Below are 20,502 nucleotides of genomic sequence, written 5' to 3' on the forward strand. Positions count from 1 at the left end.
GCTATGTCGCCAGACGATGCCGCCGCAACTTCGACAGGGAGCCGGGCCCGCAGGTTCGCGGTACGGCACTGGGTCGCGCTGATCCTCGTCGTGCTGGCGGCGATCTTCATCGCACAGAACCGCGAGCGCCCGCAGATGCACTTGCCGTGGGTCACCGTCGAGTCGCCCATGTGGCTGCTGCTGAGCGCCATGTTTGTGCTGGGCATCCTGGTGGGCCTGCTGCTGCGTCGACGCCGCCGGAAATGAGCCATGGCTTGCCCCGGGCGGCCGAAAAAGGCGTAGACGTGATCAGAAACCCGGTGGTTTCCGTCAGCGTCGGCGCCACGGCGATCGCGCTGGGATGGGGGCAGAGCCTATTCCGAAACGTGCAACGACTACCGCTGGTCGGGTCATGGGTGCGGCAAGGCATCGACGAACTGTCGCAGCGAGGCGACCGGTGGCTCGCGCAGAATGTGGACCCGCTCAGGGCGCGGGTGCTGCCGATGGCCGGCGATTTGGTGGATCTGGTACTCGACCAGATCGACCTGACCGCTCTGGTTCGCGAACGGCTTGATCTGGACGCCCTGGTCGCCGAGGTCGACATCGATGCAGTGATCAACCGGATCGATCTGATCACCCTGGCGGACAAGGTGATCGACGGTGTCGACCTGCCCGGGATCATCCGTGAGTCGACAAGTTCGGTAACGGCCGAGGTGATGACCGACGTTCGCAGCCAAGGCGAACGGGCCGATGACCGCGTCGCCAGGATCGTTGACCGGGTTCTGGGGCGTGACCGGGACGATCAGTGATCTCCTCCGATCCGGCGCCCGCCGATGGGCGTGCGGCCGGCATCGTCACCCGGGGGCTGGCAGCCGTCATCGATCTGGTGGTCGTTCTGCTGATCATGGGTGCGCTCTACCTCGGCCTGATCCTGGTCAAGCTGGTCTACTCCCCGGTGTCCTTCAGCCTGCCGGCGCTCAACGTTGTGTTTTCCACCCTGGTCACCTTTGTGGTCGCCGTCGGATACCTCACCGGCTGTTGGGCGGTTTCGGGGTGCACCGCCGGCGCGGTGATGATGGGGCTTCGAGTCGCCGGACGACACTCACATCGCCTACGCCCACTGGTCGCGACGCTACGGGCGATCGGCTGCGTTCTGTTCCCGGTCGGGTTGATCTGGGTTGCGATCGACCGGCAGCGAAGATCGTTGCAGGACATCGTGTTCCGTAGTCGGGTCGTTTATTCACGACCCCATGCCGCGACCGGCCCGGACGAACCGGTCTGACGCCGCGCAAGCACCCGGATGTCGCGCGGCACAACGGCACGCGCGAGGTCAGGCGTTGTCGATGCGGCGGGCACCCAGCTCATTGCGCAGCAGTTCGAGCGCCACTTCCTCGGGTTCGCGGCGCGGCTCGGACGGGTCGCTGCGACCGGCTTCGGCCAGCAGGCTTTCCTCTTCCCCACGCCGGGCGGAATCGACGGCAACGGGATCCGCCGCCGGGGCCGCGGCCTTGGCCGGCTTCGGGGTTGCGGCGGGTTCCGCGGCGCCCACCTCGCAGCGCACCCGCCAGTTGACTCCCAACGCATCTCTGAGCGCCTCGGCGATGACGTCGGCGTTGCGCTGCTCGGACAGCCGCCGGGCCAGCGGCGCCGAGTCGTGGGTCAGTACCAGCGTGTTGTCTTCGAGCGCACGAACGGTGGCGGCGGCGAGCATCACCTCGGTGGTGCGGCTGCGCTGGCGCACCTTCTCGCGCACGGTCGGCCACATGCTGCGAACCGCGGCGGCATTGAGCTCCCCGGGAGCCGAGACCGGTTCGGGAACCGGAGCCGGCCGGGGTTCGGGCGCCCGCCGGGGTTCGGGCGCCGGCCGGGGTTCGGGAGCCGGCGGCGGCTCTGGCGCGGACTTGGGCTCTGGTGGTGCCGGCCGGCGCATGCTTTGCCTGACCATCTCTTTGGCCTCCGCCCGGGCGGAGGTCGTCGCCCGCGGCGCGGCCGGCGCTTCCGGCGCGGCCGGCGCTTCCGGCGCTGGGGCCGAGGTGGCTCCCGCACCGGCCGGTATCGACATGGCCAGCCGGGTCTCGATCCGCTCGATGCGCTGCAACAGCGCCGATTCGGCGTCGCTGGCCGAGGGCAGCAGCAGCCGGGCACACACCACCTCCAGCAGCAGCCGGGGTGCCGTCGCGCCACGCATCTCGCCCAGCCCGGCCTGTACGACCTCGGCGTAGCGAGTCAGCGTCGCCGACCCGAGGTGCGCCGCCTGCTCCCGCATCCGATCCAGCACATCTTCGGGGCCGTCCACGACCCCGCGAGACACGGCGTCGGGAACCGCTTGCAGCACGATGAGATCGCGGAATCGCTCCAGCAGGTCGGTGGCGAAGCGACGAGGATCGTGCCCGGCGTCGATCACCGATTCGACCGCCCCCAACAGCGCCGCGGCATCCCCGGCGCCAAGCGCGTCCACGGCGTCGTCGATCAGCGCGACGTCGGTGGCACCCAGCAGTCCCAGCGCTCGCTGGTAGGTCACATGGTTGCTCTGCGCCCCGGCCACCAGCTGGTCCAGCACCGAAAGCGTGTCACGCGGGGAACCACCGCCGGCGCGAGTCACCAGCGGATACACCGCCTCGTCGACGACCACGCCCTCCTGCTCACAAATCCGCCCGATCAGACCTCGCATGGTGCGCGGCGGCAGCAGGCGGAACGGGTAGTGGTGGGTGCGCGACCGGATGGTGGGCAGCACCTTCTCCGGTTCCGTGGTGGCGAAGATGAAGATGAGGTGTTCGGGGGGCTCTTCGACGATCTTGAGCAGCGCGTTGAAACCGGCGGTGGTCACCATGTGCGCCTCGTCGATGATGAACACGCGGTAGCGCGACTGCGCGGGCGCGTAGAACGCGCGATCCCGCAATTCCCGGGTGTCGTCCACACCGCCGTGACTGGCCGCGTCGAGCTCGACCACGTCGATGCTGCCGGGCGCGCTGGGCGCCAAGGCCTGGCAGGACTCGCAGGTTCCACACGGCGTGGCCGTGGGGCCCTGCGCGCAGTTCAAGGACCGCGCCAGGATGCGCGCCGACGACGTCTTGCCGCAGCCGCGCGGCCCGGAGAACAGGTACGCATGGTTGATCCGGCCGGCCTCCAGGGCGATCGACAGCGGTTCGGTGACATGCTCCTGCCCCACCACCTCCGCGAAGGTCGCCGGACGATATTTGCGGTAGAGAGCCACGGTCAGCAGGCTACTCAGGCTGGCGGACTATTGCGGAATCCACTGGTCCGAGCGGGAACTACGGGCGGGCCAGCAAGGCCTCGGTGCCGGCGAGCAAGGCACAGGTCGCCAGACCATCGACCGCGTCGCTCAGATCGGGCAGCGACGGGAAAGACGGCGCGATCCGGATGTTCTTGTCCTCGGGATCCTTGCGATACGGGAACGACGCGCCCGCCTCGGTGACGGCAATCCCGGCGTCCTTGGCCAACGCCACGGTGCGGCGCGCGGTCCCCGGCATCACATCGAGGCTGATGAAATACCCGCCCTTGGGCTCGGTCCACGACGCGATCTTGGAATCGCTGAGCCGCTGATCGAGGATCTCGAGCGCCAACGCAAACTTGGGCGCCAATATCTGCTGGTGGCGGCGCATATGCAAGCGTACGCCGTCGGCGTCTCCGAAAAACCGCAGGTGCCGCAGCTGGTTGACCTTGTCCGGACCGATCGACTTCTTTCCGGCGTACTGCAGATACCACGCGATGTTGCCCAACGACCCGCCGAAGAAGCTGACGCCGCCGCCGGCGAAGGTGATCTTCGACGTGGATGCGAAAACGTAGGGCCGGTGCGGATTGCCGGCCTTGGCCGCCAGCCCCAGCACGTCAACCTGCCGGATGAAGTCCGGCGTGAGGGTGTGCACCATGTAGGCGTTGTCCCAGAACAAGCGGAAGTCCGGTGCCGCCGTCTGCATCTGCACCAGCCGGCGCACCGTTTCCCAGGAATACGTGACACCGGTGGGGTTGCCGAACACCGGTACGGTCCACATGCCCTTGATCGTGGGGTCGACGGCGACCAGTTCCTCGATCAGATCGACGTCGGGGCCGTCCTCGAGCATCGGGACGGGGATCATCTCCACACCCATCGTTTCGGTGATGGCGAAATGGCGGTCATAGCCGGGAACGGGGCACAGGAACTTGATGCCGTCCGGCTCCTTTACCCAAGGCCGGGGCGAGTCGACCCCGCCATAGAGCATGGAGAACGCGGTCACGTCGTGCATCAGCTCCAGGCTGGAGTTGTTTCCCGCGATCAAGTTCTGGACCGGGATGCCGAGCAACTCACCGAAGATGGCGCGCAGCGCCGGCAGGCCATGCAGGCCGCCATAGTTGCGGGTGTCGAGGCCCTCGGGGTCGCGGTAGTCCTGGCCACCGGACAGGCTCAGCAGTTGATTAGACAGGTCCAGCTGCTCAGAAGACGGCTTGCCTCGGGTGAGATCCAGGGACAGGCCTTTAACGCGCAGGTTTGCGTAGTCCTGCTCGTGGCGGACATGCAAAGCGGCTAGCTCTTCAGGGCTGAGCGAATCGAACGAGACCATGCGGCCCTTTCACCGTCGAAAACCGTGGATCAAACATGCAGGTCTTGAGCGGTTGCAGGCCAGTTCTTGCTGGTTGGCACCTGGTGGGCCGCCCCGGACAAAGGGGGACCCCGCGCACCCGACAGAGCCCATTGACCCTTGCTGCCTTCCGGCCCTGGGGGAGTTCACAGGATAGACGCCGCGCGGGGTCCTGCCGCGAGTCTAATACCTCCGCGGAGACATTCGTCGGCGGCCGCGGAACACGGGCGCCGAGACAGCGGCTACCATATCGGCGGAGGATTCGCCTAGTGGCCTATGGCGCTCGCCTGGAACGCGGGTTGGGTTAATAGCCCTCGCGGGTTCAAATCCCGCATCCTCCGCAATGGTCGCGCCCGCGCCGAGGCGCGGGCGGACAGTGTGGGCTGGTCAGCTTGACTGGCTCCGGCTCACAGTACGAGGAGGGGTATGGGGCGCAAGGTTGCCATGCTGTGGCACGCGTCGTTTTCGATCGGCGCAGGCGTCCTCTACTTCTTCTTCGTTCTGCCCCGTTGGCCCGAATTGATGGGCGATACCGCCCACTCGCTGGGGACCGGGCCCCGGATCACCGCGGGCGCCCTGTTCGGCCTGGCCGCGCTGCCGGTGGTGTTCACCCTGCTGCGTACCCGCAAGCCGGAACTTGGCACCCCTGCCCTGGCGCTATCGATTCGGACATGGTCGATCGTGGCGCACGTGCTGGCCGGGGTGCTGATCATCGGGACCGCCATCAGCGAGATCTGGCTCAGCCTGGACTCGGTGGGGCAATGGCTGTTCGGGATCTACGGGGCCGCTGCCGCCATTGCGGTACTCGGCTTCTTCGCGTTCTACCTGTCGTTTGTCGCGGAATTGCCACCGCCACCGCCCAAACCGATCAAGGTGAAAGAACCCAAGCAGCGCCGCCGCCGCAAGAAGGGCACCTCAGAGGCACCGATCGCGGCTTCGGCGCCGATCAGTCGACGGTCGCAGGCGCATGCCAGCACACACCCGCCCGCGATGGCGGCACCGTTGATCGCGGCCACGGTAGGGCCCGGGTAGCCGAACATCGCGTCAAACGCGTCCGATAACGCTGGAATCAGCCGATCCGTATAGCTGGTCCCGCCCTGCACCACCCGGTTCAGGTCGACCCCGGCAGAGAACACTCGTCCGGCGCCGGTGAGCACCAGCGCGCCACCGTGTGAGGAGCCCAGTTCGCGCAGCGCATCGGTCAACTCGGTCAGCAGCTCGACATCGAGGGCGTTGACCCGCCCGGACGAGAGGGTGAGCACTTGCACGGCGTCTACGGCCTGAATCTCAATCACAGTCACACACTCCACCACCACGGCGGTCGAGCCAAATAGTTGGGATCGGTAGCAACCCGGGCGTTCTGTACTTACTCCCATGACGGCGCCACCAGGGCGGCGCATGATGGAAGGAAATCCAGTGAAACGTGTTATCGCGGCTGCGATTGGAACCATTGGCTGCGCATCGGCGCTGGTGGGCTGCTCCAGCGGCGGCCACTCAGCCAGCCCGGCATCAAGTGTCTCCACCGGCGGTGGCGGAACGCAGGTCCAGGTGGGCGGCACGAATCTTCCTGGCCTGGACCCGGCCTCGGTGACCTGCGTCAAGCAGGGCGGCAAGATCGACATCGGTAGTGGCTCCGCCGGCGGCCAGCAGGCACTGGCGGTGGTGATGACCGATGAGGCCACTCCGCGAGTCGAGTCGCTGGCGCTTGTGGTGGACGGCAACGCATTGTCTGTCACCGACAACATGGGTGCCAAGGTCGGCTCGGCCAAGGTTGCGGTGGAGGGCAAGACCTACACCATCACCGGCCAGGCGCAAGGTGCCGACATGAAGAACCCGATGGCCGGAATGATCACCAAGGACTTCAGCATCAAGGTGACGTGCGGCTGATGCAGGGGGCACCGGCCGGTGGGCAAGCATCGCTTGTCCACCGGTCCGGTCTGTCGCGGTCAAAACGGACTTATGATGCAGCCGTGTCGATCTCCGGCGATCTCGAACACGCCCGGCACCTGGCGTTGGCCGCGGACGAGGACGCGGCCCGGGAGCTGCTGATCGCGCTGCTGCCGCAAATCGAACAAGCCGATCGCGATGACCTCGCACTGCAGGTATTCGCGCAGCTGGGCGAGATCTACCTGGTCCGCGGCGCGACCGAGGGCGTGCGCGAGTGCGTCCGGCGCATTCGTGACTGCTTGGCCAGCTACTCGAAGATTCTCGACGGTACCCTGCCGGAGGCGGCCGCCCAGATACAGCTGTCGGACACCGAAGTCAGGCACCTCATCTGCCGCTATTCCCAGCGCGCCGCCCTGCTGCAGATTGGCCTGTGCGCGGCCGAGGGCGATCACGAAGGCGCCGCGCGGCAACTCACCGCGCTGGCCGACTCAGCCGGCGCGGAGTTCCCCGACCTTGCCGGTGAGCACCGGCTCCTGCTCACCCACGCCCGGATTCTGTGCGCAAGCGCGTTGTGCGACGACGATCTACACACCCACGCGGTGCCGAATTGGGAATCCGTGCTCGAAACGCTGAACCGGCCGGACACCGGTTCCGACGCCGAATACTCCGATCACCTTTGGGTGTACGGGGCCACCGCATACGGCAGGTTCTGCGTCGAGACAGGACGATTGTCGGAGGCCGAACCGTGGCTGCGACGCGCCGGGGCCCGCGCTCAGGCCAGGGGATGGGAATTTGCCTTCGCCAGAACACAATTAGAACGAGCGGCGGCGCGCTGGGTGGTCGGCGACCACGCGGCCACCGAGCAGCTGGTCTCCGAAGCGGAGCCGATCATCTCCCGCTACGCGCGCGCACACGATGTCGCCCGCTGCTGGCTCTACCTTGGCCTTACCCGACTGGCCAGCGGTGCGCTCGAGGTCGCCGACCAATGCTGGGCGAACGCCGAAAAGCACTGGCGTGACCTGGGAAGGCCCCTGTACCTGCACCGCATTCTGCTGCAGCGCAGCTGGATAGCCATCTTTTGGGGCCGCTTCGCGCAAGCCGTGGAGATGATCGCGCAGGCGCGGGAACTGCTCGACTCATCGCCTCGCAGCAGCTGGCTTCAGTACGCCCAACTCGACAGTCATCTGGGCACGGTGTGGCGGGCAGACGCGCTGGCGGACTTGGGGTTCGACGGCTCAGGCGATCCGGAGGAGACACTGCAGCAGACCGAAGCCCGCCAAGCCGAGTCAATCGGCCTGCTGCACGGTGAGATCGGCACCGAGGGGTACTGGCGTGCGATGAGCAAGCTGGAACAGGCCGCCGAACTCAAGGTTCCCGCGGCGCTCGCCGTCGACTCGGTTCGCTATTCGATCGCTGACGCTGACGCGAGATCACGCTGGGCAAGCCATGTCTCGGCCCCGATTCTGGCCGGCGCGTTCGCCGTCGCCTGGGAGTGGGAAAATACCGAGCTGATCAGTGAACTGGTCGAATACCACAGCGCCCGAGGAACGTTTAGCCCCGCTCCGCCACGCGAAGCCATGGGCGAGTGGGCATCGACCGCCACCGCGCCGGCGTTCGTCGACACCGACGAACCGGCCGCCGCCGCAGCGGGGACGTCACGGCAGGGGGCGAACTCGTTGACACGCCTGGGCCCCTTGCCGCCCTTGCAGATGCAACCGGACGCCCCACCGATCCTGAGCCACTATCGCGCGCTGGCGCTGCAACGCTACGGTCGCGCCGTCACGTCCGCCGAGCCCGTCTGGTCCACCTGGCCATGAACGACTCGGACCGCCCCACTCTGGTGCTGCGTTACGCCGACGTCGGGATCACCACCTACGCGAGTCTGCGCGTGGTCGGCCAACCATCCAGAACCGTCAACTGGGTGGTGGACGAGCCGATCCTGCTGGCGGCCTTGGCCGAACTGACCGACGCACTACCCGAGCCCCACGGCAACGAGGACCGGCGCGAGGCCATCGAACGCGCACTTTGCTGGGGCCCATTCGCAACGCGGGACAGCGAACTGACGGTCGCGTTCATCCTGGGGGTACTGCTGATCGGCACGCCCGGATGGCAACTGCTGACCGAGTGCGCGGCATCGCCGCGGCCGGTGCTGTTCATCTCGCCCAGCGCCCGGCTGGCGCGGGCGCCCTGGGGGCTGCTGGCGTTGCCGACCGCGGGGCCCACCCGGGAAGAGTTGGTGCGGGCTCGCCAGGAGGCGATCACCGCCAGCGGCCGAGCGGCCGCCCGGATCCCTTGGCAGTTTGCCGACATCACCGAGTACACCGATGGCTACCGGCTGATGGAGTTGGTCGACATCCTTCTGGCGGTGCCCCAGAACATCGTGCACTCCGCGCGCGTGCCGGCCCGATGGGCCGCCCGCAAAGACGGCCCGCCGATACTCATACTCGACCCGCGCGTGCCCGGCCAGCGGCCCGACTCGGCACTGGGATCGGTGCTGGGCAGGCCGTCGGAGGAAACCCCGCTCGCCAGGCATTTTGCCGAACTGATGCGACGTCGCCCCGTGTTGCCGGCGGTCGACTCGCCCAGTGAGCTGTTCCGCCGCAGGGATACCGACCGGGACTGGCTGTCGAAATTGCTGGTGCAACAACCAAGTCGGCTCTTGTACGTCGGGCATGCCAGTTCGGCCGATAGCGAGGGTGGGCATGCCGACCATGCGGCGCTGCATCTGGCGTGTGGTGCCACAATACCCGGGGATGCCCCCGCGATCGGCGACCACCGGCCGCTGACCGCCTCGGATCTGATGGCGCTGCGGATGTCGATGCCACCGCGGGTGGCGCTGCTGGCCTGTGCCTCCGGCGGCGACTACCAATTCGATGAGGCAACCGGACTGGTGGCGGCGACCATCCTGGGCGGGGCGCAGCTGGTGACCGCCACCCTGTGGTCGCTTCCCACCACCGCGGCTTATCGGCAGTTCGTCGCCGAGGACGGCGATCCGGCAGACCCGATGACCGACCCGATGACCGAGATCGTCGCCGCGATCGATTCGGCCCACGAGGCCGACGAAGCCGGGTGCGCCGTAAATCGCTGGCAGCGCGCCCAAATGCGACGCTGGCGTGACGGCGAGGCCAGCGCCAGTCCGTTGTATTGGGGTGCGGTGGTCAGTTTCGCCGTCGACGGGGCACGCTGATGGTCAACCGATGGCCAGACCCCTGGCGCGAACGGCCAACACGTCATCGGGCAGCGAAAGCTGTTGGCGGTCGGCGGGATCAAACGCCACCAACACCACCAGTCCGGGGCGCAATGTCGCCGTGTCTGTTTCCGTGTCGTCCTGCACTAGTCGGCCGATGAAGGTGTCGCCGTGCACGCTGGCCACTTCGATCCAGATCTGGCGCTCACCGTCGCCAGGTTCGGCCTCGCCGCCTTCGACCGTGCGCACCGTACCCACTCCGACCGTCCGAGCGACCCCCGGCATCCGTCGTGCCGCGTAGCTGGCGTGGCCGATGAGACTCACCGTGGCCAGAGCAAACCCGATCCCGGCCAGTGCGATCCGGAAGTCGCGCATCACCAGGTACCACAGGGTGGTTGCGATCAGCGCAACTTCGGCGCCGATGGCCAGCATCTTGGGTTTGCTCATAGCGCCAGCCTCGCGGGGACAATCGGCTACCGAACCCAGCTTTGGGAATATCAGTATCCGCGTCAATGCCCCTATCCTGTTGACATGTGCGCGGATCCACAGTTGACGACGACCGTAGCGGTGGGCAGTCCCCGCCGCGCGGTGATCGATCAGGCGTGGCGCGCGATCGGCCCCGGGGTCGAACTGCTCAGCAGCGATGACGGCGGTCCGTTGAGTCGCACCGTCAAGCGCATCATCGATCCACTGGTGCTGCGGTTGCGGTCGAATCCCCAGTATTCAGCGCCCGTCGTCGACCCGGCCACCGCGACGTTGATGCACGACGCGATCCTTGGCAGCGCTGTCCAATTATGCTCTGCGGCATCGTGGTTCGATGTGCTCAAAGCCGAGCGGCGCAAGCTGCGGATCCGCAGCGGAAACGCCCAGGAGTTGTACTTCCCGGTGTGCTTCGAGCTGGCGATCACCAAGGGCCCGCCCGCGGCCGGTGATCGTGAAACCCCGGCGACGGTGCTGCACGAGATCCATCAGGGGCGCGACCGCACCGCGATCGAGGTGTTGCATGAATATCTGGCAAGTCCGGAAGTGGTGGCCGCGCTTACCGATCAACTCAGTCGAAGCTGGCGCGACGTGCGGGCACCGGATTCGACCTGCCGCGCGGCGATCGATGCGTTCCGGACCGCACTGGGCACGGCGCTGGGCCCCGCTCCCAACCACGGTGCCGTCATCGCACGCCAGCGCGCCTGGTCGATGCTGGCCGGCTCCACCACCGCATACGACCTCGGCGCACTGGCGCGCGTCGAATCTGGCGAGCTGCCCTGGTCGATAGTCGCACTGGGCTTGAGTTCGGTTGCGCCACAACAACCCCCCACCGTCAATGCCGGCTCCGCCAGCGACCGTCCCCTGGACCGGACCGTGGTGGATCGGGTGCGTGCCACCCTCCGCCGCGCCCTGGACCGAGATGCGTTGCCAGACATCCCCTTACTGTGCGAGGAGGAAGTCGACCGGGCCTGCGCCCCATGGGGCCTGCTCGGCGACGACAAGCAGGCGACCCTGGTGGCCGGGATCGAAGTCGCCGTCGAACTGGCCCCCTTGGACCGAACCATGACCAACCGCTACGCATTGGCCGCGCAGATTCAGTCGCGGCTGCGCAAAGAGGCCTACGTGCTGCACGCCCGCCGCTACCTTGCCGACGGCGGGCCGATTCATCCACGACAACGTCAGGTGGTCGACGACTTGGCCGCCTACGCCCAGCCCTACCTGAGCCGACTTTGGGCACGACTGCACGGGCGCGATGTCTGGCAGGAGCCCTGCGCGGACGTCGACGACGTGCGGTCGCTACTCGACAGTGTCGCGCGTTCGGTGAGTCTCGACCATCGGCAGCGGATCAAGTCGATGCTGGAATTGCAGGTGGCCGGATGAAACTGGTGGCCGAGTCAGGATTGTGGAGCACCGGTGCCACTGGCCCCGACGAGCAACTCCCGGCGTCTCCACTGATTGCGCTGCTGGAAGTCAGTGGGGCGGTGCTGTCCTGGGTCATTGATGACCCGCGCGGGGAGGCGGCCACCCGCATCACCTTCACCGACGCGGCGCGCGCCGACTGGCTTTGGCGTGTGGTCGGCGAATCCGGACACGTCGCGGTGCTCTCGGCGGTGGCCGGGCACCCGGCGGGTGACGTCGACCTCCGCGGCGTCGACCTCATCCCGGGCTCCGCCGCCGGCCTGCGACGCCTGGCCGTCGGCCATTGGCTGCGGCGCTGGTGGCCGGCCAGTCAACGCGACGACATCGCCGGGCTGGACCGGGCGCTGCTCGACGTCGAGGTCGCACTGCTGACGGTCGGGGCACAGGGCTTCTTCACCGACGACACCCTGGATTCGGACGTCGCCGAACTGCTGGCGCCGCACGCCGGCGCCCTGACCGCACATGTCCGGACCGATGATGCACGCATTCGCGCACTGGTGCGGGCCGGGGCTCATCTTGCCGACGAGGTGGGCACGGACGGCGCCGGCTGGACGGAACTTTCTGCCGCAATTGATGATTCATCGGTCGCGGTGACGATGCCGACGGGACGGCGCGACGACTATGCGCTGGCCGCCGGCGCCGGGCAAGGCCCGCGCGGCGCGGCGTCGATCGGCCGTGGCGTGGCGTCGATCAACTGGGACGGAGTACCGCCGGCGATATTCGATGCGGCCGAAGACACCGTCGACTGGACGATCGAGCCCGGCGGACCGGCCGGGTCCGCCGTTGTCGCCGTCGTGCGGGCCGCCCTCATCGGAGCACAGCCGGCCACCGACGTGCCGGTCCGAGTGCGCTCCGGTGAGGCCAGCGGCACCGGCGCGCTGGATGCCGGCGGCCGGGCCACGGTCGCACTCGTCGACGCGCAACGGCGCGCCATGACCCAGACCTCGGCATGGGACCACAACTGGGCCGCCACGTCGGTAGTGATCGGGGCCGACATCGCGGAATCACGCCAGACCCGCGACCGGGTGCGCCGCTGGGTGCGCGACCGGCTGGACCGGCCGCCACCGGACGCTTTTCTGGCCGAGATCCTGGCCAGTGAGTCCGCCTACTGATTCCCCCTCGAAGATCCGCCCCGATTCTTATGCTGAGCGAGTGCCAAACAGTTATCGGGTCGTGCAATGGACCACCGGAAACGTCGGCAAGAGTTCGCTGCAGGCGATCGCGACTCACCCCGCGCTGGAACTGGTGGGGTGCTACGCCTGGTCGCAGGAGAAGGCCGGGCGCGACGCCGGCGAACTGTGCGGCATGGCACCGCTGGGCATCACCGCCAGCAATGACGTCGAGGCGCTGCTGGCCCTCAAACCGGACTGCGTGGTCTACAACCCGATGTGGATTGACGTGGACGAACTGGTGCGCATCTTGTCGGCCGGAGTGAATGTGGTGACCACGGCGGCGTTCATCACCGGGCACAACCTGGGCGCCGGCCGCGACCGGATTCTGGCGGCCTGCTGCCACGGCGGCTCGACGATCTTCGGATCCGGCGTCAGTCCGGGGTTTGCCGAACTGTTGGCCATTGTGTCGGCGATGGTGTGCAACCGGATCGACAAGGTGACCGTCAACGAGGCCGCCGACACCACGTTCTATGACTCCCCCGCAACCGAGCGGCCGGTCGGCTTCGGCCAGCCGATCGACCATCCGCAGCTGCAGGCGATGACCGCCCAGGGAACGGCCATCTTCGGCGAGGCGGTCCGGTTGGTCGCCGACGCGCTGGGGGTCGAACTCGACGAGGTCCGCTGTGTGGCCGAACACGCGCAGACCACCGCGGACCTCGACCTGGGTTCTTGGACCATTGCGGCGGGATGTGTCGCGGGCGTCCACGCCAGCTGGCAGGGAATGGCGGGCGGCCGGACCATCGTCGAGCTCAATGTCCGGTGGCGCAAGGGACAGACCCTCGATCCGGACTGGCAGATGGACCAGGATGGCTGGGTCATCCAGGTCGACGGAACTCCCACGGTTACAACCAAAGTCAGCTTTCTGCCGCCGCCCTACTTCCAGGCCGAAACGATCGCCGACTTCATGGTGCTCGGGCACATCATGACCGCGATGCCCACCATCAACGCGATTCCGGCTGTCGTTGCCGCGGCCCCCGGCATCGTTACCTATAGCGATCTGGCCCTGACGCTGCCGCGCGGGATGGTGCCCACCGATCGAAATTCGGATCCGAAACTGGGCGCTTCACGAACACCCTGATGTCGGGCAGCCTCGATAGCATTGCGGGGCCGGGCCGCGGCACAGGTTTCACGCTTGGCCACCCTCGGGTATCCGGTTGCCAAGCGCACCAACTCCTAACTCTGGAATAAGCATGAGAAACGCAACATGGACGCGTCGGCTTGCCGTCGGTGCGGCAACGGCGGTAAGCGCGCTGGTGGGAGGGGGAATCCGGGTGCCGTTCGCGGCCGCCGAACCGTGTCCGGATGTCGAGGTGTTGTTCGCCCGCGGCACCGGCGAACCTCCGGGTATCGGCGGCATCGGGGGATCTTTCGTGGCCGCGTTGCGGTCGGATATCGGCGCCAAGTCCTTGGCCGTCTATGCGGTCGACTACCCCGCCAGCAGCGACTTCTCCAGCAGCGATTTCCCGCGGACAGTGATCGACGGCATCCGCGACGCCAGCTCACATATCGAGTCGATGGCGGCCAAGTGCCCCGCGACCCGAGAGGTGCTCGGCGGGTATTCGCAGGGCGCTGCGGTGGCCGGCTACGTCACTTCCGCGTCGGTACCGCCGGGGGTTCCCGCGGCGGCGGTGCCCAAACCCATGGCGCCGGACATCGCTGATCATGTTGCGGCAGTGACCCTTTTCGGCACTCCCTCCGAGCAGTTCCTGCAGCACTACGGAGCCCCGCCGATCACTATCGGCCCGCTGTATCAACCCCGCACCATCGAGTTGTGTGCCAGCGGTGACCCGGTTTGCAGTGGCGGCAACGACGCGGCAGCGCACGCGCTGTACGCCGTGAACGGGATGACCGGCCAAGGCGCGGACTTCCCGGCGCACCACCTGTAGCCGGGCCATTGCCCCCCGCCGCCAGATGGGGCGACTCGCCGTGCACAATCGCTGCATGCACGTTCTGGTAACCGGTGGTACGGGGTTTGTTGGCGGCTGGACCGCCAAGGCCATCGCCGATGCGGGGCATTCGGTCCGCTTTCTGGTCCGAAATCCCGCGAAACTGGAGTCGTCGGTCGCCAAGCTGGGCGTCGATGTGTCCGACTTCATCATCGGCGACATCAAAGACCGCGATCTGGTGCGCGAGGCACTCACCGGATGTGACGCCGTCGTCCACAGTGCCGCACTGGTGGCGACCGACCAGCGCCAGACTCAAGACATGCTGAGCACCAACATGGAGGGTGCTCGCAACGTGCTTGGACAGGCCGTCGCACTCGGACTCGATCCGATCGTGCACGTCTCGAGTTTTACCGCCCTTTTCCACCCCGGCCTGCAAACCCTCTCGGCGGACCTGCCGGTGGTGGGGGGATCCGACGGCTACGGAACGTCCAAAGCGCAGGTCGAAATCTATGCGCGCGGATTGCAGGATGCCGGCGCACCGGTGAACATCACCTATCCGGGCATGGTGCTGGGCCCGCCGGTCGGCAACCAATTCGGGGAGGCCGGCGAGGGGGTCAAGGCCGCGCTGGAGATCCGCACGATTCCCGGGCGCAACGCGGCTTGGCTGATCATCGACGTCCGCGACGTGGCCGCGGTGCACGCGGCGCTGCTGGAGCCGGGGCGCGGTCCTCGCCGGTACATGGTGGGCGGGCATCGAATTCCGGTGCCGGAGCTGGCGAAGATGCTTGGCCAGGTGGCCGAGACGCCGATAGTGAGCGTTCCGATTCCCGACAGCGTGCTGCGCGGTGCGGGTTCATTGCTCGATCTGGCCGGCCCGTATCTGCCCTTCGACAACCCGTTCACTGCCGCGGGAATGCAGTACTACACGCAGATGCCGGACTCCGATGATTCGCCGAGCGAACTGGAGCTGGGCGTGACCTATCGGGATCCGCGCACCACGCTGGCGGACACGGTCGCCGCCCTCACCGCCTAGCCCGCGAAGCGCTGGGGCGAGTTCAGTCATCCCCGTCCGGGGGTTGGACGCCATCTGCTTCGGGTGGGGCATTTTTCAGCCACCTGCGCAGCCGAAGCAGTTCGTTGGTCACGATGCCGAGTCCCAGCAGGATCAACGTCACCACAATTACGGTGGTCACGCCTTCTATGGTGGCAGGCTCGGCTGGCCGGCCGACTAGGCGGCCTCGATCTCCAGACCGATGTGCACCTTGTCGATGCCACCACGCACGATCGAATGTGGGTAGAACCACCACGCGTGGTACCAGTACCGCTTCAGCACGGCGTTGTAGACCCGCCTCGTTTCCGACTTGGGCAACACCCGCCCGACCGCCTCGACCGGCTCGCTCTTGGGCTTGCCCAGCGAACCGCTGCGGGCGAGCGTCACCCGCGGTGTATTGCGGATCCGCTTGACTTTCCACGACTCGTCGTCGGTGATCACCAGCAGCCGGTTTCCGTCGGGCACCCCCCAGATCGGGGTAGGTTTCGGGCGGCCGTCCTTGGTGAACGTGGTCAGCAACAGATATTTGGACTTGATGACGTCTTGAAAACTTGGAGCCACGCGCTTCTTCCGCTCTCTGAGTGGGTGTCTAAGGACAGTATCCAGTCGATGCGTCCATTAATCGTGGCGCGCACCACTACAAGGCGCCCGCCCCGGCTCGTCACCGCATCGCATCTGCCCACCCCAGATGTCCGCCGAAGTCCAGCGTGCGCGCCATGTCGCGGTAGCTCTCACGCAAGCGCTGATAGTCGCCGCCGCCACCGCGCGCGCCCGCCAGCGCCGTCCGCATCCGCAGCAGCCAGATGTCGCGCAACGGTTGGGGCCCATCCGGCGGCTCGTCGGCTACCCGCTCGATCGCGGCCTGGGCTTCGGACCAGTCAGCCTCGGTGTCCCGGTCGAGCAGCGTCTCCACCAGAGCATGTGTTGCCGGCAGCCCCCAGCTGAGTAGCTGTCCCTGCCGGTACAGGGTGTCAACGGCCGTGCGCAGCGTCGGTAGGGCGTCGTCACGATCTCCCCGACGACCACGCTCGCGCGCCAGGTAGGCCTCGACGATGGGCAGATCCCCCAGCGAGTAGCCGCGGCGCATCAGCGTGTCCCCGGTATCGGCGAGGTACCCGTATCCGCGGTCGCGCCCGGGCTCGGTGCCCCGCTCCAACAGCGCGATGCCCAGCGAGATTTGGGCCGAGCTCAGCGCGAGGTCATCGCCGGCCTGCTGAGCAATCTGCACCGCCTGCTCGATCTCGCGTATCGCGGCTTCGTCGGGGCTGAACACTCCGAACGCTATTCCCGGATTGTGGACGAACGCGACAACGGTGGCGTAGGCCACCGGGTCGGTGGCGCCGGCGGTCTGCACCGCTTGGTGAACATCGTCGCGCCAACCGGGACGGCCCAGGCAGTAGCGGGCAATGGCCCGCGTCGTCAACGCCAGCGCCAGCGGCGACCCGATCATGAAGTTGCCCTTGGTGGGATCTCCGTCGGCCAGCTGGATCACCAGCTGCGACCAGTGCAGGACATCGAGCCACTGGGCCTGTTCGGCCTTGGCCACAATGGCCGTCAGCGACAGCCCCACCGTCAGGGTTGGATTGCCAATCGACTCGATGAGGCCCATTGCCTCCGACGCCAGTCGGGATCCCTCGTGGATGCGGGCCTGGTAGATGCGATCCATCACCAGCCCGGCCGTCGCGATGGCGAGCGAGGTCTTGTCCCCGGCTGCCAGGCACAGCTCACGCAGTTCAGCGAAGTGCGCATCGGAAATGTTGACGTGGACGCGCCACGCGTAACCGCACAACATGGTGCGGGGCGCGATGCGCTTGACCGATCGGTCCGGGGTGTCGGCGGGTAAGGCATCGGAGATCCTGGTGGCTCGCTCCCAGCTCAGGCGCGCCGCGGCGATGTCGCGGTTCAGTGCCCACTTGCCGGCGCGCATGTGCCAGCGGTAGGCGGCCACCAAATCTCCTGCGGCCTCGAAGTGCTCGGCAATCAGCGCGGCATGGTGGTCGCCCGGATCGGCTTCCGTGTTTTCGAGCGCTTGGGCCAGCCGGCGGTGTAGCTGGGCCCGGTCGGCCCTGAGCTGCGCCTCGTAGGCCACGGTGCGAACCACGGGATGCCGAAACGCGTACTCGGCGCGTGTGGTGAACCGGACCTGGTCGATGAGGTCGGCATCGAGCAACTCGTCGATGCAGGGTTCGATTCCCAGGCCGATCAGCAGATCGGAGCTGAACCGGGATCCGACTACCGCGGCGGCACTGAGCGTCTGTTTGGCGGCCGGACTGAGCCGATCGATGCGGGCACCGATGGCCGCTTGGACGGTTGCGGGCACCCGGATCTCGGCCACATCCGTGCGGCATTGGTAGCTGCCGCGCTCGCCGGTGAGCACGCCGCGTTCGGCGAGTTCGCGGGTCATCTCCTCGGCGAACAGCGGGTTGCCCGCGGCCCGCTCGGAGATGACCCGGCCGATGGTTGCGACCGACGGGTCCTGGCCGAGCAGCTCGGCGACCAGCGTCGACACGTCCGCGTCGGTGAGCGGCGCCAGCGCAATCGTCTGGGCACCCGGCACCAGCTGCAGGGCGCCGCGATACTCGGGGCGATAGGTGAACAAGACCAGCGACGGGGTCTGCAGCATCACCGTCAGAAAGTCCGCGAGCATCGACTCGCTGGCTTCGTCGATCCAATGCACATCCTCGAGGACGAAAACCACCGGTTCGGTGCGCGCCAACTGGGATGCGTTGATCAGCCCGGTCAACCGGCGCCGGCGCGCGTCCGGGTCGATCCTGGGCAGCTCGGCACCCGGAGCGGCGATGCCCAGCAGATCGTCGAGCAGCAGCAGATCCGCCAGCTGGGCGTCGGGCACTCGGTCTCGAACCCGCGCCCGCGCCCGCGCCGCCTCATCGTCGAGCCCACTGGCCTGGCCGACGGCCCGCAGCAGACGCATCATCACCCGGAACGGGACGTCGGCGGCGTGCGACTCACAGTAGGTGTGCACCACGGTGACCCCACGACTTTTCGCCAGGCCGATGGCCTCGCGGACGAGTCGTGATTTTCCGATCCCTACCGGACCGGTCACCCCGACCACCGAACCACGTCCGTGGATGGCGCGATCCAGCATGGTCGACACGGCGGCCACTTCCCGCCCGCGCCCCACCAGTGTCGACTCGGCGGTATCGGTTCTTTGGTGTTGGGCGGTCGCGCTGCGCAGCTCCCGCGCCGAGGCCGTGCCCATCCCCTTGACCTGCACCCGCTGGGGCGCCCCGAGCAGCACCACACCCTCGACCAGCCGCGCGGTGGTGTCGCTGACCATCACCCCGCCCACCGGAGCGATCGACTCCATCCGTTGCGCCATGCCGACCTGCTCGCCAACCGCGGTGTATCCCAACGCTGTCGGACCTATCCCGCCGGTGATCACCTCGCCGGAATTGAGGCCGATCCGCAGCCGCAGCTCGACGCCGTCGGTGCGACTGATGTCCGCCGCCAGGCGCGCGACCTCATCCTGGATGTCGAGCGCGGCCAGACACGCGCGCAGGGCGTGGTCCTCCAGGGCCGCCGGTGCGCCGAACACTGCCATGACGCCGTCGCCGGTGAACTTGTCCACCCGGCCGGCGTAGCGCTGCACAACCGTCGACGCACGAGTGACGAGCTCGGCCATGATCTCGCGCAGTCGCTCCGGACCGACGGCCGCCGCGATGTCCATCGAATGCGCCACGTCGGCGAACAGCACCGTGACTTGTTTGTATTCGGCACGGGTATCGGCGGCACCGACCGGTGCGCCGCATTCGTGACAGAACCGCGCATTCTCCAGGGGTTCGACACCGCAAGCGCGGCACACTGTTACGGGCGTCATCCGACCCTCCGCCAGTCCGGCTCCCCGGTTTGGTCAGGCTCCCAGCATAGGGCGACATCGTGGGATGCTGGTGATTCAGGCGCGCCGGTCGCGCGGCGGGCCGATCGTTGCGAAGTCTGCGAGGTGTTCCGGATGTCCGAGCATGGTCGCCATCAACGATTGCAGGACCGGCTGCGCCACGCCGTCCTGTGGGCTCCGGCCGTCACCGATGCGGCGCTGCGCAGGGCCGTCTACCACGGGCAGGACGTGCCCGAGCCGCTGAGCGGATATGTGCAAAAGCTGCGCCGGTACGCCTACCGGGTCCAAGACAGCGACATCGAACAGTTGCGTGGCGCCGGCTACTGCGACGACGACATCTTCGAGATAACCATCGCGGCCGCACTCGGCGCCGGTGACGAGCGCCGGCATGCGGGTTTGTCCGCCCTCGAGCGGGCCTTGCGGTGAGGCTGCCCAGCATCACCCGCGGGCGCCCCGGCCGCCGCCCGGTTTTCGCGCTGGCGCGATTTGTCAGCAGCCGCGAAATCCCCGACATCATCAAGGTCCGCTACTACCGTTCGAGGTTTTTCGGCAAGCCGTTCTTCCAACTCGCGCAGGCGCTGCTGCGCGGCCCTTCCCCGTGGACGATCGGTGAGCGAGAGCTCTTCGCGGCGTTCGTGTCGGCGCGCAACCGATGCCAGTTCTGCGCCACCACTCACGAGGCCGTCGCGGCGGCGACCCTGGATCCGGGCCTGGCCGCGGCGGTCGTCAGCGATTGGCGCACCGCGCCGGTCGACGAACCGCTGCGAGCCACCTTGGGCCTGCTGGACAAACTGACCCTGACGCCCGCCCAGGTGCGACCGGTCGATGTGCGGGCCGTTCTCGACGCCGGTGTCAGCGCCGAGGCGATCCGGGATGCGATCGAGATCTGCGCCTTGTTCAACACCATCAATCGGGTGGCCGATGGCCTGGACTTCGCGCTTCCCACCGGCACCGAGCGCACCCTCAATACTCGGGTACTGCTGCGGCTGGGCTATCGGTGAACGC

At 67.5% G+C, this 20,502-nt stretch carries 20 protein-coding genes, 1 tRNA gene, 1 other RNA gene and 1 pseudogene; 15 read left to right on the top strand and 8 right to left on the bottom strand.

The features are described 5' to 3' along the window. Positions 1–3: 3 nt before the first annotated feature. From MMSP_RS02230 to MMSP_RS02240, 3 genes are read left to right on the top strand one after another with little or no spacing between them, the layout of a single operon-like run. On the top strand, positions 4–246 hold the full coding sequence (locus MMSP_RS02230; RefSeq protein WP_020785290.1) for an LPXTG cell wall anchor domain-containing protein: 243 nt from the start codon (positions 4–6) through the stop codon (positions 244–246). After that, positions 243–788, top strand: a complete 546-nt coding sequence (locus MMSP_RS02235; protein ID WP_172900612.1) for a hypothetical protein — start codon at positions 243–245, stop codon at positions 786–788. The genes MMSP_RS02230 and MMSP_RS02235 overlap by 4 nt, the downstream gene beginning before the upstream one ends. After that, positions 785–1,261 (top strand): RDD family protein, encoded by a 477-nt coding sequence (locus tag MMSP_RS02240; RefSeq protein WP_015357556.1) that lies wholly within the window; start codon positions 785–787, stop codon positions 1,259–1,261. The genes MMSP_RS02235 and MMSP_RS02240 overlap by 4 nt, the downstream gene beginning before the upstream one ends. A gap of 48 nt (positions 1,262–1,309) precedes the next feature. On the opposite strand, the gene MMSP_RS02245 is transcribed toward MMSP_RS02240, so the two are convergent. From MMSP_RS02245 to ffs, 3 genes are all read right to left on the bottom strand, one after another. Next, a complete protein-coding gene (locus MMSP_RS02245) occupies positions 1,310–3,193 on the bottom strand; it encodes a DNA polymerase III subunits gamma/tau (RefSeq protein WP_020785292.1) in 1,884 nt (627 codons plus the stop codon). A 58-nt stretch (positions 3,194–3,251) separates the two neighbouring features. After that, positions 3,252–4,538 (bottom strand): aminotransferase class I/II-fold pyridoxal phosphate-dependent enzyme, encoded by a 1,287-nt coding sequence (locus MMSP_RS02250; RefSeq protein ID WP_020785293.1) that lies wholly within the window; start codon positions 4,536–4,538, stop codon positions 3,252–3,254. 98 nt (positions 4,539–4,636) lie between these two features. Further along, positions 4,637–4,733: signal recognition particle sRNA small type (ffs, locus tag MMSP_RS25530), an RNA gene on the bottom strand. Between the two features lie 78 nt (positions 4,734–4,811). Here ffs and MMSP_RS02255 point away from each other — a divergent pair. Next, positions 4,812–4,897, top strand: a tRNA-Ser gene (locus tag MMSP_RS02255). An 85-nt stretch (positions 4,898–4,982) separates the two neighbouring features. After that, a pseudogene (locus tag MMSP_RS02260) lies at positions 4,983–5,472 on the top strand (hypothetical protein); the annotation flags it as partial. Here the strand turns inward: MMSP_RS02260 and MMSP_RS25535 are convergent. Further along, positions 5,378–6,007, bottom strand: coding sequence for an enoyl-CoA hydratase/isomerase family protein (locus MMSP_RS25535; RefSeq protein ID WP_308205588.1), 630 nt, complete (start codon positions 6,005–6,007; stop codon positions 5,378–5,380). The pseudogene MMSP_RS02260 and the gene MMSP_RS25535 overlap by 95 nt on opposite strands. Here MMSP_RS25535 and MMSP_RS02265 point away from each other — a divergent pair. The 3 genes from MMSP_RS02265 to MMSP_RS02275 all read left to right on the top strand — a co-directional run bounded on the left by MMSP_RS02265 (position 6,006) and on the right by MMSP_RS02275 (position 9,630). Continuing rightward, on the top strand, positions 6,006–6,443 hold the full coding sequence (locus tag MMSP_RS02265) for a lipoprotein LpqH (protein WP_081435807.1): 438 nt from the start codon (positions 6,006–6,008) through the stop codon (positions 6,441–6,443). The two genes, MMSP_RS25535 and MMSP_RS02265, sit on opposite strands and share 2 nt — an antisense overlap. A gap of 83 nt (positions 6,444–6,526) precedes the next feature. Then, positions 6,527–8,260, top strand: coding sequence for a hypothetical protein (locus MMSP_RS02270; RefSeq protein WP_020785296.1), 1,734 nt, complete (start codon positions 6,527–6,529; stop codon positions 8,258–8,260). Next, positions 8,257–9,630 (top strand): CHAT domain-containing protein, encoded by a 1,374-nt coding sequence (locus MMSP_RS02275; protein ID WP_020785297.1) that lies wholly within the window; start codon positions 8,257–8,259, stop codon positions 9,628–9,630. Before MMSP_RS02270 ends, MMSP_RS02275 begins: the two co-directional genes overlap by 4 nt. Before the next feature lie 3 nt (positions 9,631–9,633). Here MMSP_RS02275 and MMSP_RS02280 read toward each other — a convergent pair whose 3' ends face one another. Beyond that, positions 9,634–10,077: a hypothetical protein gene (locus MMSP_RS02280; RefSeq protein ID WP_020785298.1), complete on the bottom strand. Its 444-nt coding sequence runs from the start codon at positions 10,075–10,077 to the stop codon at positions 9,634–9,636. An 84-nt stretch (positions 10,078–10,161) separates the two neighbouring features. Between MMSP_RS02280 and MMSP_RS02285 the strand changes: the two genes are divergently transcribed. From MMSP_RS02285 to MMSP_RS02305, 5 genes are all read left to right on the top strand, one after another. Beyond that, entirely contained in the window at positions 10,162–11,493 is a 1,332-nt protein-coding gene (locus MMSP_RS02285; RefSeq protein ID WP_036426023.1) for a hypothetical protein, read from the top strand. Further along, positions 11,490–12,644 (top strand): hypothetical protein, encoded by a 1,155-nt coding sequence (locus MMSP_RS02290; protein ID WP_020785300.1) that lies wholly within the window; start codon positions 11,490–11,492, stop codon positions 12,642–12,644. The genes MMSP_RS02285 and MMSP_RS02290 overlap by 4 nt, the downstream gene beginning before the upstream one ends. Before the next feature lie 40 nt (positions 12,645–12,684). Further along, the gene (locus MMSP_RS02295) at positions 12,685–13,782 is read left to right on the top strand and encodes a hypothetical protein (protein ID WP_020785301.1); all 1,098 of its coding nucleotides are present in this window, start codon (positions 12,685–12,687) and stop codon (positions 13,780–13,782) included. Between the two features lie 112 nt (positions 13,783–13,894). Then, on the top strand, positions 13,895–14,590 hold the full coding sequence (locus tag MMSP_RS02300; RefSeq protein ID WP_020785302.1) for a cutinase family protein: 696 nt from the start codon (positions 13,895–13,897) through the stop codon (positions 14,588–14,590). Between the two features lie 55 nt (positions 14,591–14,645). Beyond that, positions 14,646–15,623: an SDR family NAD(P)-dependent oxidoreductase gene (locus tag MMSP_RS02305; protein WP_036427032.1), complete on the top strand. Its 978-nt coding sequence runs from the start codon at positions 14,646–14,648 to the stop codon at positions 15,621–15,623. Between the two features lie 22 nt (positions 15,624–15,645). Here the strand turns inward: MMSP_RS02305 and MMSP_RS27335 are convergent, their stop codons facing one another. The 3 genes from MMSP_RS27335 to MMSP_RS02315 all read right to left on the bottom strand — a co-directional run bounded on the left by MMSP_RS27335 (position 15,646) and on the right by MMSP_RS02315 (position 19,479). After that, positions 15,646–15,783 (bottom strand): hypothetical protein, encoded by a 138-nt coding sequence (locus MMSP_RS27335; protein WP_020730974.1) that lies wholly within the window; start codon positions 15,781–15,783, stop codon positions 15,646–15,648. A gap of 35 nt (positions 15,784–15,818) precedes the next feature. Beyond that, on the bottom strand, positions 15,819–16,202 hold the full coding sequence (locus tag MMSP_RS02310) for a PPOX class F420-dependent oxidoreductase (RefSeq protein WP_012396762.1): 384 nt from the start codon (positions 16,200–16,202) through the stop codon (positions 15,819–15,821). A gap of 100 nt (positions 16,203–16,302) precedes the next feature. Further along, positions 16,303–19,479, bottom strand: coding sequence for an adenylate/guanylate cyclase domain-containing protein (locus MMSP_RS02315; RefSeq protein ID WP_036426027.1), 3,177 nt, complete (start codon positions 19,477–19,479; stop codon positions 16,303–16,305). Between the two features lie 132 nt (positions 19,480–19,611). Between MMSP_RS02315 and MMSP_RS02320 the strand changes: the two genes are divergently transcribed. Further along, complete coding sequence (locus MMSP_RS02320; RefSeq protein WP_011741941.1) at positions 19,612–19,923, top strand: hypothetical protein; 312 nt, start codon at positions 19,612–19,614, stop codon at positions 19,921–19,923. Continuing rightward, positions 19,920–20,498: a carboxymuconolactone decarboxylase family protein gene (locus MMSP_RS02325; protein WP_020785306.1), complete on the top strand. Its 579-nt coding sequence runs from the start codon at positions 19,920–19,922 to the stop codon at positions 20,496–20,498. The genes MMSP_RS02320 and MMSP_RS02325 overlap by 4 nt, the downstream gene beginning before the upstream one ends. Positions 20,499–20,502: the final 4 nt, after the last annotated feature.

The sequence above is a fragment of the Mycobacterium sp. 012931 genome (genome assembly GCF_000419295.1).
GTDB lineage: Bacteria > Actinomycetota > Actinomycetes > Mycobacteriales > Mycobacteriaceae > Mycobacterium > Mycobacterium marinum.